This window comes from Paucibacter sediminis (genome assembly GCF_030254645.1).
GTDB lineage: Bacteria > Pseudomonadota > Gammaproteobacteria > Burkholderiales > Burkholderiaceae_C > Paucibacter_B > Paucibacter_B sediminis.
This window is the reverse complement of the sequence record NZ_CP116346.1, coordinates 1,960,067-1,973,929: the sequence shown is the minus strand read 5'-3', so window position 1 is coordinate 1,973,929 and position 13,863 is coordinate 1,960,067. Positions and strand designations below refer to the sequence as shown.

The 13,863-nt window shown below is 69.7% G+C and carries 10 protein-coding genes; 7 read left to right on the top strand and 3 right to left on the bottom strand.

Annotation, left to right across the window (positions count from 1 at the left end; genetic code table 11):
- Positions 1–140 precede the first annotated feature (140 nt).
- From PFX98_RS08970 to PFX98_RS08955, 4 genes are all read left to right on the top strand, one after another.
- Positions 141–698, top strand: a complete 558-nt coding sequence (locus tag PFX98_RS08970) for an ECF-type sigma factor (RefSeq protein ID WP_285234855.1) — start codon at positions 141–143, stop codon at positions 696–698.
- Positions 695–3,412: a serine/threonine-protein kinase gene (locus tag PFX98_RS08965; protein ID WP_285234854.1), complete on the top strand. Its 2,718-nt coding sequence runs from the start codon at positions 695–697 to the stop codon at positions 3,410–3,412. The genes PFX98_RS08970 and PFX98_RS08965 overlap by 4 nt, the downstream gene beginning before the upstream one ends.
- Before the next feature lie 21 nt (positions 3,413–3,433).
- On the top strand, positions 3,434–3,793 hold the full coding sequence (locus PFX98_RS08960; RefSeq protein ID WP_285234853.1) for a hypothetical protein: 360 nt from the start codon (positions 3,434–3,436) through the stop codon (positions 3,791–3,793).
- A 70-nt stretch (positions 3,794–3,863) separates the two neighbouring features.
- Positions 3,864–4,868, top strand: a complete 1,005-nt coding sequence (locus tag PFX98_RS08955; RefSeq protein WP_285234852.1) for an NAD-dependent epimerase/dehydratase family protein — start codon at positions 3,864–3,866, stop codon at positions 4,866–4,868.
- Here PFX98_RS08955 and PFX98_RS08950 read toward each other — a convergent pair.
- Both PFX98_RS08950 and PFX98_RS08945 read right to left on the bottom strand, forming a co-directional pair.
- Positions 4,865–5,257: a hypothetical protein gene (locus PFX98_RS08950; RefSeq protein ID WP_285234851.1), complete on the bottom strand. Its 393-nt coding sequence runs from the start codon at positions 5,255–5,257 to the stop codon at positions 4,865–4,867. The genes PFX98_RS08955 and PFX98_RS08950 overlap by 4 nt on opposite strands.
- Before the next feature lie 80 nt (positions 5,258–5,337).
- Positions 5,338–8,487 (bottom strand): NHL domain-containing protein, encoded by a 3,150-nt coding sequence (locus PFX98_RS08945; protein WP_285234850.1) that lies wholly within the window; start codon positions 8,485–8,487, stop codon positions 5,338–5,340.
- A gap of 245 nt (positions 8,488–8,732) precedes the next feature.
- Here PFX98_RS08945 and PFX98_RS08940 point away from each other — a divergent pair, with 245 nt between their 5' ends.
- Together PFX98_RS08940 and PFX98_RS08935 are read left to right on the top strand one after the other, a co-directional pair.
- Positions 8,733–9,362 carry a DUF938 domain-containing protein gene (locus tag PFX98_RS08940; RefSeq protein WP_285234849.1) on the top strand — a complete coding sequence of 210 codons (630 nt, stop codon included), beginning with the start codon at positions 8,733–8,735 and terminating at the stop codon, positions 9,360–9,362.
- A gap of 16 nt (positions 9,363–9,378) precedes the next feature.
- Entirely contained in the window at positions 9,379–10,722 is a 1,344-nt protein-coding gene (locus PFX98_RS08935) for a DUF3422 family protein (RefSeq protein WP_285234848.1), read from the top strand.
- Here PFX98_RS08935 and glpD read toward each other — a convergent pair.
- Positions 10,716–12,260, bottom strand: coding sequence for a glycerol-3-phosphate dehydrogenase (glpD, locus tag PFX98_RS08930; RefSeq protein ID WP_285234847.1), 1,545 nt, complete (start codon positions 12,258–12,260; stop codon positions 10,716–10,718). The two genes, PFX98_RS08935 and glpD, sit on opposite strands and share 7 nt — an antisense overlap.
- Positions 12,261–12,282: 22 nt before the next feature.
- Between glpD and glpK the strand changes: the two genes are divergently transcribed.
- A complete protein-coding gene (gene glpK / locus PFX98_RS08925) occupies positions 12,283–13,776 on the top strand; it encodes a glycerol kinase GlpK (protein ID WP_285234846.1) in 1,494 nt (497 codons plus the stop codon).
- The last annotated feature ends 87 nt before the right edge of the window (positions 13,777–13,863 follow it).

Sequence of the window (13,863 nt, the reverse complement as noted above, 5' to 3'; positions counted from 1 at the left end):
GTCCGGCCCACCACTCCGCTCTCTCTTGATAAAACGCAGCGCCGCGCCCAAACCCGACAGGCGCAGCCAACTTTTTTTCGGGCGCCGGTCGGGCCGAGCGGCGGGGGCGGCTAGAGTGCGCTCAGCTTCCACGCTTGCCCATGCCTTCCGAGATCACCACCCTGCTGCGCGCCGCCCAGTCCGGCGACGCCCGGGCCGCCGACCAGGCCATCGCCCTGCTCTACGCCGACCTGCAGCGCCTGGCGCGCAGCCGCCTGCGCCAGAGCGGCGAGCTGACCATGCTGGATGCCACCGGCCTGGTGCACGAGTCCTATCTGCGCCTGCAGCAGCAACAGGGCAAGCTGGACTTCGCCGATCGGAACCATTTCCTCGCCTACGCCGCGCGCGTGATGCACAGCGTGGTGGTGGACCTGGTGCGCGCCCGCGAGGCCGAGCGCCGCGGCGGTGGCGCCGAGCATGTGACGCTCAACACCGCCATCGCCGAGCTGCCGCCGCAGCGCGACGACGAGATCCTGCGCGTGCACGAGGCGCTGGAAGAGCTGGCGCGCCTGGAGCCGCGCCTGGCCCAGGTGGTGGAGCTGCGCTACTTTGGCGGCCTGCTGGAGGCCGAGATCGCCGCGGCCCTGGGCATCACCGAACGCACCGTGCAGCGCGACTGGCAAAAGGCGCGCCTGTTCCTCTCCCTCTCACTGCAATGAGCGCGACGCCTGCGCCCCGGCGCGAAATCGACAAGTCCCGCTGGCCCGAGCTGAGCCCGCTGCTGGACGAGCTGCTGGACCTGGAGGAGCCGGCCGCGCGCGCCGCCCGCCTGGCCCAGCTGCGCGCGCAAGACCTGGCCCTGGCCGAGGACCTGGAAGAGCTGCTGGCGCGCGACGCCGCGATGGCCCGCGCCCCCGTGCTGGACAGCCCGGTGCTCGCGCAGCTGGCCCAGCTGCCCACCCTCAAGCCCGGCCAGCAACTGGGCCCCTATGCCCTGGAGCGCGAGATCGGCCAGGGCGGCATGGGCACGGTCTGGCTGGCGCGCCGCACCGATGGCCGCTACGAGGGCCAGGTGGCGGTGAAATTCCTCACCTCCGGCCTGCTGGGCCGCGGCGACAGCGGCCGCTTCGCGCGCGAGGGCCAGATCCTCGGCCGCCTGGCCCATCCGCATATCGCCCGCCTGCTCGACGCCGGTGTGGCGCAGGACGCCGGCCCGCCCTATCTGGTGCTGGAATACATCGACGGCCAGCCCATCGACCGCTTCTGCGAGCAGCAGGCCCTCGATGTGCGGGCGCGCGTGACGCTGTTCCTGGACGTGCTGGCCGCCGTCGCGCACGCGCACAACCGCCTGATCCTGCACCGCGACCTGAAGCCTTCCAACATCCTGGTGAACCAGGCCGGCGAGGTGAAGCTGCTGGACTTCGGCATCGCCAAGCTGCTGGGCGACGCCACCCAGCCCGCCGCGGCCACCGAGCTGACCCAGCAGGCCGGGCGCGCCTTCACGCCGCAGTACGCCGCGCCCGAGCAGGTGCAGGGCGGCGATGTCACCACCGCCACCGATGTCTATGCGCTGGGCGTGCTGCTCTACCTGCTGCTGAGCGGCCAGCACCCCACCGCGGGCGCGATTGCCAATGACGACAGCCCGCTGGCACGCATGAAGGCGGTGCTGGAAGTGGAGCCGCGGCGCCTGTCCGAGCAGGCGCGTAGCACGCTGGACGCCAGGCGCGCGCGCGAGCTGCGCGGCGACCTCGACACCATCGTCGCGCGCGCGCTCAAGAAGGCCCCGGCCGAGCGCTATGCCAACGCCGAGGCCATGGCCGCGGATTTGAAACATTGGCTGGCGCACGAGCCCATCCAGGCGCGGCCGGACAGCGCGGGCTACCGGATCGCCAAGTTCGTGCGGCGGCACCGCATCGGCGTGGCCGCGGGCACTTTGGCCGGCCTGGCGGTTGCGACCGGCGCCGGCGTGGCGCTATGGAAGGCCCGCGAAGCGCATCAGCAGCGCGTGCAGGCCGAGAGCCTGATCGAGTTCATGCTCGGCGATCTGCGCAAGAAGCTCGAGCCGGTGGGGCGGCTGGACGTGCTCGACGCGGTGGGCGAAAAGGCGCTGGACTATTACGCGCAGCAGGACCTGGGTCGCACGGACGCCGACTCGCTGGGGCGCAGGTCAAGGGCTCTCCATCTGATGGGTGAAGTGGCACTGAAGCAGCGCAAGTTCGAGCCCGCGGCGCAGCTGTTCGCGCAGGCCGCCGATAGCACCGGCGAGCTGCTGGGCCGCGACCCAGACAATCCGCAGCGCATCTTCGACCACGCGCAAAGCCTTTACTGGCTGGGCGACATCGCCTGGCAGCGCCGCCACATGGACGCCGCGCGCACCCAGTTCGATGCCTACCTGAACCTGGCCAACCGTCTGCACGGCATTGACCCCGCCAATCCCAAGTGGCGGCAGGAACAGGCATTTGCGCGCTGGAATATCGGCGTACTGCTGGTGCGGGGCGGCCAGCCGCGGCAGGGTTTGGACGCGCTGCTGGAGGCCAAGGCGGACTGGGTCGCACTCATGCGCCAGGACGCATCCGTCGCGAACGACCTGATCCGGACCCTGGGCTGGCTCGCGGAAGCCCAGGAGGTGCTGGGCCAGTTCACCAACGCCTTGCAGACGAACCAAGAAAAACTGGCTGCCATTCGCGGCCTGCCCGAGCTGGATCGCCACCGCGAGTCGCAGCAACTGCTGCATGCCACACAGGTCGCGATGAGCCGGCTCTATCTCAGCGTGGGACGCCCCGATGAAGCGGTGGACGCTGCCAAGCAGGCCTGGGATGGTTATCGGAGCCTGGCGGCGCTGGACTCGAGCAATGTCGAGGCCTCGGAAAACCTGGCCTTGGCCGGCCTGCAGTTGGCCGAAGTCTGGCTCGCCACCGGCCATGGCGGGCCGGCCCGCGCGCTTGCGCAGGAACTTTCCGCCAGCGTTCTGCAGCTGCGCCAGGCATCCGGCCCAATGCCCGCCCGCCGCACCACCCTGGCAGCACGCTGGCTAACGCTCAGAGTGCAGCTCAGCAACGACGCCGAGCTTGCCGCCCAGCGCAATGCATTGAGTCAATTCCTGCAAGAGCGCAGCCCCCTGGCGGCCGACAGCAAGCAGCTATGGGCGTTTGCGAGCGCCGAACTGGCCCTGGGCGATGCCTTCGCGCGAGGCGCGGCGCCTGGCGACGCCGCGCTGCATTGGGAGCGTGCCTACAAGATCAGCCGGCAAATGGTCGATCCTGACGGCAACGCCGAGCCCCGCGTCAATTGCCTAACGGCACATGCGCTGCTGCGGCTGGGCCGCCCTCAAGAAGCGCGCCCGTTCGCCGAAAACGCCTTATCCGCCAGCTACCTGCATCCCATGAGTCTATGGCTGAGAGAGCGCCTGCAGCTGGCGGCGGCACCCCCTTAGCCCCCAACCAGCGAGATGTCCATGACAGCCGACAGCGAAGCCAAGAAGACCCAGTCGATCACGGTGAACTATTCGCCCGGCAGCCCGCAGCCGTGGAGCGCCAATCCGGATCCGCTCACCGTCAAGCACAAGGGGGTGACCTTGCTGTTCAATCTGCTTGCACCGGCGCCCTGGGTGCTGTCGACCACCAAGCCCATCGTCATCAGCGGCGACGGCGCCAGCACCGAATTCGGCCCCGTCATCCGCAACAGCGACAGCCAGGCATCGGTGCTGGACAACAACACCAAGAAGGCCTACTTCAAGTACACGGTTTACGTCACCGATCCAGTCTCGGGAAAGGAAGAAATCTACGACCCTGGCATCAACAACGATCCGGATTGAGCTGCCGGGCGCCTGGGCAGGCAAGGCCGCGCCGGACAATGCGCCGTCGCTACCACTTCCGCCCTTGCCCATGAAACTCCTGATCCTTGGCGGCACCCAATTCCTGGGCCGCCACTTCGTTGACGCCGCGCTGGCGGCCGGCCACGAGCTCACGCTCTTCAACCGCGGCAGCCGCGCCGGCCTCTTCCCCGAGGTCGAGCAGCTGCATGGCGACCGCCTGCAGGACCTGAGCGCCTTGCACGGCCGCCGCTGGGATGCCGTGTTCGACGCCGGCTGCTACCTGCCCAGCGCCGCGCGTCGCGCCGCCGAGACGCTGCGCGATGCGGTGGAGCATTACTGCCTGATCAGCAGCATCTCGGTCTATCCGCACATCGATGGCCGGACGGTGGAGAGCTCGCCGCTGGCCGCGCTCAGCGCCGCGCAGCTGGAAGGCGCGGAGGCCTTGGCCACTACTGGCGGCTCGCAAAACGGCGGCGGCTACGGCGCGGCCTACGGTGGCCTCAAGGCCTTGTGCGAGCAGACCGTGCAGGCCCTGCTGCCCGGCCGCACCCTGGTGCTGCGCCCCGGCTTCATCGTCGGCCCCTACGACTTCAGCCCGCGCCTGCGCTACTGGCTCACGCGCCTGGCCGAGGGCGGCGCGGTGCTGGCACCGGGCCGGCCCGAGCGCGCCGTGCGCATGATCGACGCGCGCGACATCGCCGACTTCGCGCTGCGGCAGGCCGCCCAGCGCCGCCCCGGGGTGTTCAACACCGCCGGCGCCGACGGCCTCAGCATGGGCCAGCTGCTGCAGGCCGCCAACATCGCCTGCGGCGCCAGAGCGCAGCTGCACTGGCGCAGCGACGCCGAGCTGCTGGCCGCCGGCGTGCAGCCCTTTGCCGACCTGCCCTATTGGCTGCCCGAGGCCGACAACGCGATGATGGAAATCCGCGACACCGCCGCCCTGGCCGCCGGCCTGCATTTCCGGCCGCTGGCCGAGACGCTGCACGACACCGCCGCCTGGCTGCGCGGTGAACCGGCGCAGGCGCCGCAGGGTCTGGCGCGCGAGCGCGAACGGGCGCTGCTGGGCCTGGACTAATCCGTGTCCCGCCCCCAGGGCAGCGCCGCGCCGCCGCCCTTGCGCTCCTGGTTCTTGCGCGTGCGCAGCACCGCCTCGAAGGCCTGGTTGGCGCCATTCACGATGCTGACCAGCAGGCTCTGCACATCCTCCTGGCTGAGCGCCGCGGCATCGGGCCGGAACTGCTTCAGCGCCATCGCCAGCATCTCGCGCGACACCGCCATATGCGTCGCCGAGACGACGAACATGGCGGAGAACAAATCGGGGTAGAGGCCGCACAGGGTCTTGATGTGCTGCAGGGCCAGCGCCGGCGGCACGCGCGTGGCCGGATCCAGCCAGCTCAACGCATCCAGCGCGGCCGCTGGTTCAGCGGGCTGTGCCTCCAACGGGCCATCGACCGGGTCTGACATGGCAGCGCCCATGAAGTTGCGGCATACGTGCTTATCGGCCCCAACTGCGCCTACTTGAGCCCCGCGCCGGGCCGCGTGCGTCAGTCGCTCACCACCGCTTGTTCAGAGGTGAACACCAGGCGGCCATTGGGCAATACCGTCACGGCACTGGGCGCGTTGATGGCCCCGCCAACGCCAGGACGCAGCGCCGCCACACCGGGCAGGCCAACCACCGTGCTCACGATGCCGGCCGTATTGATGCGCCGTATCAGGTGGTTGCCCTGGTCGGCCACATAAAGGTTGCCAAGCCCATCAAAGGCCAGCGCCACGGGCGTGTTGAAGCGCGCATAGGGGATCTGATCGTCGGCGTAGGCGGGCGAGTTCAAGGCGCCCGCGAAGGTGCTGACCTTGCCATCCGGCGTGACCATCCGAATCGCATGGTTGTACTGGTCGGCCACATAGAGATTGCCCTTGGCGTCCAGGGCCAAGCCGAGCGGATAGCTGAAGCGCGCCTGCTCACCTTGGCCATCTGCGGCGCTACCCTGGTTGCTGGCTTTGCCGGCCAGGGTGCTGACCCGGCCATCCGGGGTGATCTTGCGAATCGTCTGGTTGAAGGTGTCGGCCACATACACCGTGCCATTGGCATCCACGGCAACGCCACCCGGTTGATAGAAGCGCGCGGCGCTACCCAGCCCGTCCGCACTTCCCATCTGGCCTTGGGCGCCGGCCAAGGTGCTGACCATACCCGAGGGACTGATCTTGCGGATCAGCTGGTTGCTGGTATCGGCCACGTAGATATTGCCGGCCAGATCTCGCGCCACCGCGCCGGGCGAGCTGTAACGCGCGCTGGCCGCATCGCCATCACGGTAGCCGTAGCCATCGCCGCTATAGGTACTGACCACGCCGTCGCTGCCGATGCGACGGATGCGCCCGTTGCTGCTGTCCGCCAGCAGCATCGCGCCGCTCGCATCGCTCAACAGGGCCGTCTGGTAGAAGTTGAAGCGGGCCTTGGCACCCGGCCCATCCGCATTGCCGTATTGAGGCGCGCGACCCGCCAGGGTGCTGACACTACCTCCCGGCGAGAACAGTCGCACCGTGCCATAGCCCAACTCGGTGAAAGCCATCTCGCCGTTCGGCAAGCCCACAATGGACAGGGCCAGACAGATGCGTGCGTCGGTTCCAATGCCATCGCTGCTCAGATTGAAGGGATTCAACTCGTAGGATTGCACCCCTGCGGCCGTCACCACCGAACCACTGCGATTGATGCGCGCCAGGCGGTTGAATTCAAGCACCAGCAGATTGCCGTTCTTGTCGTAGGCCAGCCCGCTCGGATAGTTGAAGCGCGCACTGCCCAGGCGGTCGCCTTCGGTCGTCCCGCCCAAATCGGGCTGACCCGCGTACAGGCTCACCATGCCGACCGGCGTCACTTGGCGGATCGTCGGCCCGTCAATCACCATCAGATTGCCAGATGCATCGATGGTCAACCCTCGAATGCTGGAGAAGCGCGCCGCAGCGCCCAAGCCATCGGCCTTGCCGGTCTGGCCCAAGCTGCCAGCCAGCGTCGTGACTCGGCCATCGGGCGTCACCTTGCGCACGGCCTGGGCGATATTGCCATCGCTCACGAAGAGATTGCCCGCGGCATCGGCAACCATCCCCAGGATGTAAGAAAAGCCCGCGTCCGCCCCCAGTCCGTCCTTGGGATTGCATTGGTAGGCATTGCCCGCCAAGGTACTGACCTGCCCCGCTGAGGAGATCTTGCGAATGCTGCAGCCGTCCGATACATAGAGATTGTCCGAGACGTCGGAGTTCATCTCTCGGATGTTCCAGAAGCGCGCCTCGCTCAAGCCGCCCTCCACCAGCCCAGTTGCCCTCAACTTGCCGGCGTAGACCGAGGTTTGTCCGTCCGGGCTGATCCGACGGATCACATTGTTGTTGGTATCGGCCACGTAGATGTAGCCTTTGCGGTCGGCGGCAATTCCCCAGGGTGAGCCCGGTCGCGCCTCTGCGCCCTTGCCATCGGCATTGCCCTGTCCGCCGACTGCGCCAGCAATCAGGCGCACATTGGGCCGGATCTTCAACTCGGCCGCCTCGCTGAGCACGCTGCCCGCCAAGTTGCTGACCTGCACGCGATAGCGCGCATCCGCGTCCGCCAAGGTGGTGCCGGCCAATCGATAGCTGCTGGCGTTCGCGCCTGCCATGTCCTGCCATCGCTGCCCGCCGTCAATACTGCGCTGCCATTGGTAGGACAGCGGTGGGGTACCGGCCGCGGTAACAGCAAAGCTGGCGGGTGAGCCGTTGCTGATGCTGGCCGCCTGCGGCTGCGCCGCGATGCTGGCCAGCAGCGGATCGACGGTCAGCACCGCGGCCTGGCTTTCCACCGCGCCCAGCTGGTTGCCCACCACCACGCTGTAACGATCGCCGCTGGCCGCGTAGCTGGCTTGCAGGCTGTAGCTGGCGCCGTTGGCGTTGGCGATCGGCTGGCCGTTGCGCTTCCACTGGTAGCTGTAGGGCGCACTCCCGCTCGCCGTCACCCGCAGCGTCACCGCTGCCAGGTCGCTGACGCTGGTGGAGGCGGGCGCGCTGGTGATGGTCACCGGCACCGGCGTGACCTGCAGTGTCAACACCTCGCTGCCGAGCGTGCCGGCCGGGTTGCTGAGCATGACCTGGTAGCGCGCCTGGTCGTCCTTCAGGTTCAGCTGCGGCGTCGTGTAGCTGGCCTCGGTGGCGCCGGCAATGACGCTGCCGTCGCGCAGCCATTGGTAGCTGATCGGGCCGCTGCCACTGGCCACCACCGCGAGGCTCAGCGTGCCGCCATCGGCCACGCTGGTGGCCTTGGGCTGGCTGCTGATGCTCAGCGCGATCGGCGTCACCGTCAGCGCAGCCATGTTGCTGCTGGCACTGCCGCCCGGGCCGCTCACCTGCACCTGGTACTTGGCGCCGCTGTCGGTCAGGCTCAGCGCCGGCGTGGTGTAGCTGGCCTGGTTGGCGCCGACGATATTGCCGCCGTTGCGCTGCCATTGGTAGCTCAGCGGCGCCGTACCGTTGGCCGTAACGGTGAAGCTGGCCGTGCCGCCATCGATGACCCGTGCATCCTGCGGCTGCGTACCGATGCTGGGCGCTACCGCCGGTGCCGGCGGCGGCGCGGGCGGCACCGGCGGCGCTTCCGAGCCGCCCCCACCCCCACAGGCGGTGAGTTGGCCCAGGGCCAGGACAAGGGCGGGCAGGGACGGTAGGCGGCGCAGGATGGGCATGGCTGACAGGGGCGCTGGGCTGGGGACATCCCGGGGCCATGAACGGCCACGGGCGCACCCGCACGGCGCGCCGCGAGACGCAAACATGCATGCACCACTGACCCTCCCTGACCCCGTTCAAACGCCGCGCCCTCGAAGGGCTGGCGCGCGGGATGCTCGCTTTACTTCTTGTGCGGGCAGTTTAGGCGGGCCGCTCCATCGCCCTCATCGGTATCAGCCCTGAAGCCAGCGCTTAGACTGGCCGCATGCCCGTCACCCCGCCCCTGCATTCCCCCGCCGCCGAGCGCAACAAGCAGCCGATCCTGGATGCCCTGCAGGGCCTGCTGCCCGCCCAGGGCCGGGCGCTGGAGATCGCCGCCGGCACCGGCCAGCATGGCCCTCACTTCATGGCCGGCTTGCCGGCCTGGACCTGGCAGGCCACGGACCTGGAGCCGAGCCGCCTGGAGGCCATCGCCGCCTGGGCCGAGCTGGCGCCCGCCGAGGTGCGCGCGCGGCTGCCGGCGCCGCTGCGGCTGGACGTGCTGGCCGAGCCCTGGCCCCTGGACGGGCAGCGCTACGAGCTGATCTTCTGCGCCAATATGCTGCACATCGCGCCCTGGCCCTGCTGCGCCGCCCTGATGCGGGGCGCGGCCCGCCACCTCGCGCCGGCGGGGCTGTTGGTGACCTACGGGCCCTATCTGGAGACCGACGTGCCGACCGCGGCCAGCAACCTGGCCTTCGATGCCGACCTCCGCGCACGCGATGCGACCTGGGGCCTGCGCAGCCTGGACGCGGTGCGTGGCGAGGCCGCAGCCGCGGGCCTGCGTTTGCAGCAGCGCATCGCCATGCCCGCCAACAACCTGCTGCTGGCCTGGCAAGGGCTTCCGGTGGCCTGACCGATACTTGCCCGCTATGACACCCACCCTGGCGCCCGTACTGCCCACCGACGACGCCCTGCGCCATCAGCTGCACAACGAGGTGCACGCGCGCCCGCAGGCCCATATCCGCCTGCCGGCCCTGGTGGTCTATGTGGCGGTGCTCAACGAGGACGTGAGCCGCGAGCAGGAGCTCGCGCAGCTGCGCCTGCTGCCGGGCCAGCAAGACCTGGCCCTGGAGGCACTGCAGGGCAACTTCCTGCGCCTGCACATGGAGGGTGGCTTCACGGTGAAGTGGGAGCGCCACAGCGAATTCACGCGCTACTCGATCGTCCAGCCCCTGCCCGCCGAGGCCGGCCTGGACGCCGAGCGCCCGCACCTGGCGCCGGCCCTGCAGGTGGAGCCCGCCTGGCTGGCCGGCATTCCGGGCCGCACGGTGGCGGCGGTGAAGCTGGCGATGCTGGAGCATGAGATCGACGCGCCCGCCGAGGTGCTGGCGCGCGCGCAGCGCTGGCTGGGCGGCGGCGATGTGCTGGCTTCGCAAATGGGTGGAAGGACGGGAGCGGGCCGCGGCGGCATGGGCCATTCGATGGTGGTGACCGATCTGCAGCTGCGCCCCTGCGGCTTCGAACGCATGCTGGTGGTGTTCGCCCCCGGCACCACCGAGACGCGCGCCGGCCGCATCTCGCAGCGCCTGCTCGAGCTGGAGACCTACCGCCTGATGGCGCTGCGCGGCCTGCCCGCCGCCAAGGCGCTGGCGCCGGTGCTGGGCGAGGCCGAGGCCGCACTGGTGCAGGTGACCGACCAGTTGGTGGTGAAGCAGAGCTCGGAGCAGGATCTGCTGGATGCGCTGATCGCCATCGCCGCCAAGGTGGAACGCGCCACCGCGCAGAACGCCTACCGCTTCTCGGCCACCCAGGCCTATCACGGCCTGGTGCAGCAGCGCATTGCCGAGCTGCGCGAGCGCCCGATCCCGGGCACGCAGACGCTGGGCGAATTCATGCAGCGCCGGCTCTCGCCGGCGATCGCCACCGTGGCCGCCACCGCGCAGCGCCTGGCCTCGCTGTCGGCGCGCACCGAGCGCGCCAGCGCCCTGCTGCGCACGCGCGTGGACATCGCGCGCGAGACCCAGAACCAGCAGCTGCTGGCCAAGCTGACGCGCGGCCAGGAACTGCAGCTCAAACTGCAGACCACCGTGGAGGGGCTCTCGATCGCGGCGATCTCCTACTACGTGATCAGCCTGCTGCTGTACGGCGGCAAGGCGCTCAAGTCGCTGGGCCTGCCGCTCAACCCCGAGCTGCTGGCGGGCGCTCTGATCCCGCTGGTGCTATGGGCGGTGTGGCGCGCCACCCGGAAGCTGCACGCCAAGCTGCATCACTGACAAGGATGGGCCGCGATCCACGCGGCAACGGCCGCGCGCTCGGCCTCGCTGTAATGCAGGCCCAGCTTGCTGCGGCGCCACAGCACATCCTCGGCGCTGCAGGCCCATTCCTCGCGCATCAGGTAGCGCAGCTCGATCTCGTAGAGGCCGGGGGCCACCTCTTGCCCCAGATCGTCCGGCCGCACCGAGGCGCCCAGCACGCGCGCGATGCGCGAGCCATAGGCGCGGCAGAGGCGGTGCAGCAGGGGCATCGACAAATAGGGGTGGCGCGCAAACACGGCCTGCTGCAATTGCTCGAAGTCCCGATCCGGGCGGCGCGGCGTGCCGATCCAGGCGCTGAGGTCGCCGCCGGGCAGGCTGGCCTTGGCGGTCCAGGGCTTGCGGCGCTCGCCCAGCATCTGCCCGATCAGATCCGCGGCATCCTCGGCGAGCTTGCGGAAGGTGGTGATCTTGCCGCCCCACACACTCAGCAGCGGCGCGCCGCCCTCGGTATGGGTTTCCAGCAGATAGTCGCGCGTCACCGCCGAGGGGTCGCCCGAGGCGTCGTCCAGCAGCGGCCGCACGCCCGCATAACTCCACACCACGTCGGCCGGCCGCACCGGCTCGGCCAGATAGCGGCTGGCCTGGGCGCAGAGGTAGTCGATCTCGGCATGGCTGATCTGCGCCTTGGCCTGGCTGGCCAGCGCCTCGTCCGGCAACTCCACGTCGGTGGTGCCGATGAGGGTGAACTCGTGCTCGTAGGGAATGGCGAAGATGATGCGCTTGTCGGGGTTCTGGAAGATGTAGGCGTGGTCGTGCGGGAAACGGCGCCGCACCACGATATGGCTGCCCTTCACCAGGCGCAGGCTCTTGGTGGCGAGCTGCTCGCCCTGGGCCGGCCGCGCCACCTCGCGCAGAAAGCTCTCGGCCCAGGGGCCGGCGGCGTTCACCAGCGCGCGCGCATGCACCACGCGCTCGCCCTGCGGCGTGGCGATACGGGCGCTCCAGCCCTCGGCGCTGCGCTGCACCGCGGTGACGGGGCTGCGCGTCAGCACCTCGGCGCCCTTGTCGCGCGCGTCCAGCGCATTCAGCAGCACCAGGCGGGCATCGTCCACCCAGCCATCCGAATAGACGAAGCCGCGCGTGAACTCGGGCTTGAGCGGCTCGCCCAGCTTGGACTTGCGCAGCTTCACGCCCTTGGAGCCGGGCAGCACGCGCCGGCGCGCCAGGTGGTCGTAGAGGAACAGGCCGATGCGAATCATCCAGGCCGGCCGCATCGCCGGGTCGTGCGGCATCACGAAGCGCAGCGGCCAGATGATGTGGGGCGCGCTCCGCAGCAGCACCTCGCGTTCCTGCAGCGCCTTGCGCACCAGCGAAAACTCGTAGTACTCGAGGTAGCGCAGCCCGCCGTGGATCAGCTTGGTGCTGGATGAGGAGGTGTGCGCGGCCAGGTCCTGCGCCTCGGCCAGCAGTACCTTCCAGCCGCGCCCGGCGAGATCGCGTGCAATGCCCGCGCCATTGATGCCACCGCCCACCACCAGTGCGTCAAAATGGTCCATCGCCTAACTCTAAGTCATTGCCATGAGCTATTTGCTTGCCCTTGACCAAGGCACCTCCAGTTCGCGCAGCATCGTGTTCGATACACGCGGTCATGTGGTGGCAATGGCACAGCGCGAGTTCCGCCAGATCTACCCGCAGCCGGGTTGGGTGGAGCACGACGCCGAGGAGATCTGGGCCAGCCAGCTGGCCACCGCGCGCGAGGCCCTGGCCAAAGCCGGCATCGCCGCCGGCGAGGTGCTGGCCCTGGGCATCACCAACCAGCGCGAGACCACCCTCTTGTGGGACCGCCGCACCGGCGCGCCCCTGCACCATGCGATCGTCTGGCAGGACCGCCGCACCGAGCCCCTGTGCGCCGAGCTGCGCGCGCAAGGCCTGACCCCGCTGGTGAGCGCGCACACCGGCCTGGTGATCGACCCCTATTTCTCGGGCACCAAGCTGCGCTGGCTGCTGGACCATGTGCCGGGCGCGCGGGCGCGCGCCGAGCGCGGCGAGCTGGCCTTCGGCACCGTGGACAGCTGGCTGGTCTGGAAGCTCACGCAGGGCCGCGTGCACGCCACCGACGTCAGCAATGCCGCGCGCACCATGCTGTTCGACGTGCGCAGCAACCAATGGGACCAGGGCCTCTGCGAGGCCCTGGAAGTTCCTCTTGCCTTGTTGCCCGACGTGTTCCCCTCCGCGCACCCATACGGCCAGGTCGCCGCCGAGCACCTCGGCGCCGCGATCGCGATCGGCGGCATCGCCGGCGACCAGCAGGCCGCCCTGTTCGGCCAGGCCTGCTTCAAGGCCGGCATGGCCAAGAACACCTATGGCACCGGCTGCTTCATGCTGATGCACACCGGCGGCCAGCTGCAGCACTCGCGCAACGGCCTCATCAGCACCGCCGCCGCCCAGGTGGACGCGCAGCCCGCCTACGCGCTGGAGGGCAGCGTTTTCATCGGCGGCGCGGTGGTGCAGTGGCTGCGCGACGGCCTGCATGCCTTCCCCGCCAGCGGCGATGTCCAGGCCCTGGCCGAGAGCGTGCCCGACGCCGGCGGCGTGATGTTCGTGCCCGCCTTCACCGGCCTGGGCGCGCCCTACTGGAACGCCGAGGCGCGCGGCGCCATCGTCGGCCTGACGCGCGGCAGCAGCATGGCGCATATCGCGCGCGCCGCGCTGGAAAGCATCGCCTTCCAGAGTGCCGCCCTGCTGCAGGCCATGAGCGCCGATGCGGTGGCCGCGGGCGGCGCGCCGGTGTCCGAGCTGCGCGTGGATGGCGGCGCCTGCGTGAACGATCTGCTGATGCAGTTCCAGGCCGATCTGCTGGGCATCCCGGTGCTGCGGCCCAAGGTGATCGAGACCACCGCGCTGGGTGCCGCCTATCTGGCCGGCCTGGGCACGGGCGTCTACCAGGGTCTGGAGGAACTGGCCGGCCATTGGCAGACCGAGCGCGTCTTCCATCCCACGCTGGCACGCGAGCGCGCCGCCGAACGCATGGCCGCCTGGGAGCGCGCGGTGCGCCAGGCCACCGCGGCTTGAACGCTTCATCCCGCCGATTCGACGCCTGATCGCAGGCGGGCTGCGCGGCGTGGCCGATACACCAAGAATGCGGCACCGCATCGACAG